This is a genomic window from Acidovorax sp. HMWF018 (assembly GCF_003061035.1).
Classification (GTDB): domain Bacteria; phylum Pseudomonadota; class Gammaproteobacteria; order Burkholderiales; family Burkholderiaceae_C; genus Acidovorax; species Acidovorax delafieldii.
Map to the genome: position 1 here is coordinate 1 of NZ_QAIM01000525.1, position 1213 is coordinate 1213.

General features: G+C 66.4%; 2 protein-coding genes. Both read left to right on the forward strand.

What is annotated here, in order from left to right; all coding sequences use genetic code 11:
* Positions 1-118: 118 nt before the first annotated feature.
* Positions 119-958 (forward strand): presqualene diphosphate synthase HpnD, encoded by an 840-nt coding sequence (gene hpnD, locus DBR23_RS22265; RefSeq protein ID WP_108499611.1) that lies wholly within the window; start codon positions 119-121, stop codon positions 956-958.
* 51 nt (positions 959-1009) lie between these two features.
* Positions 1010-1213: FAD-dependent oxidoreductase (locus tag DBR23_RS31500; protein WP_369882155.1), on the forward strand; the 204-nt coding region annotated here is incomplete at its 3' end.

The window sequence follows — 1213 nt, forward strand, 5'->3', positions numbered from 1 at the left end:
TCCCTGAAGCTATTATTTGCATAGCAACCAGGGCATGCGGCACTAGCGCATCAGCCCGAAAACACCTCAAACCCCGACAACCGGCCCGCCCCGGTGCGCCATGGGACAATCTCGCCCCATGACACCGCAGCAGTACGTACAGCAAAAAGCCGTGGCCTCGGGCAGCAGCTTCTATTACGCCTTTCTCTTTCTGCCTGCTCCGCGCCGCGCGGCCATCACGGCGTTCTATGCGTTTTGCCGCGAAGTGGACGATGTGGTCGATGAAGTGAGCGACCCTGGCGTGGCCCGCACCAAGCTGGCCTGGTGGCAGGCCGAAGTGAGCAAGGCCTACGCGGGCCAGCCCACGCACCCCGTGATGCTGGCGCTGATGCCGCTGGCGGCCGACTACGGCATCGAACAGCGCCACCTGCAGGCCGTGATTGACGGCTGCCAGATGGACCTGGAGCAGACGCGCTACCTCGACTTTGCAGGTCTTCAGGGCTACTGCCACCTGGTGGCGGGCGTCGTGGGCGAAGTCGCAGCGCGCATCTTCGGCCAGACCGACCCGCGCACCACCGAATACGCACACCGGCTGGGCCTGGCATTCCAGCTCACCAACATCATCCGCGACGTGGGCGAAGACGCCATGCTGGGCCGCATTTACCTGCCGGTCAGCGAGCTGCAGCAGTTCGATGTGAAGGCGCACGAGATCTTGAAGCGCACCTACTCCGACCGCTTTACGGCGCTGATGCGCTTTCAGGCCGAGCGCGCTCACCGGCTGTACGACGAGGCCTTTGCCCTGCTGCCCGACGCAGACCGCCGCACCCAAAAGCCCGGCCTGATGATGGCCAGCATCTACCGCACCCTGCTGCGCGAGATCGAGCACGAAAACTTCCAGGTGCTGCACCAGCGCATCCGCCTCACGCCGCTGCGCAAGTTCTGGCTGGCCTGGAAGATGCAAGCCCTGGGCAGGATGTAGCCCGGCGTGGCACCGCAGAAAGTCGCCGTCATCGGGGCTGGCTGGGCCGGCATGGCTGCGGCCATCGCCCACCGGCAGGCTGGCCGCCAGGTCACCGTGTTCGAGGCCGCTCGCACCGTGGGTGGCCGCGCCCGCGCCGTGCCGGGCGTGCTGCCCGATGGCACAGCGGCCACGCTGGACAACGGCCAGCACATCCTGATTGGCGCCTACACCGAGAGCCTGCGCCTGATGCGCCTGGTGGGCATAGACCCCGCC

Coding starts and splice junctions, on each gene's coding strand:
- hpnD (WP_108499611.1), top strand. CDS start 119: ATGACACCGCAGCAGTACGTACAGCAAAAAGCCGTGGCCTCGGGCAGC.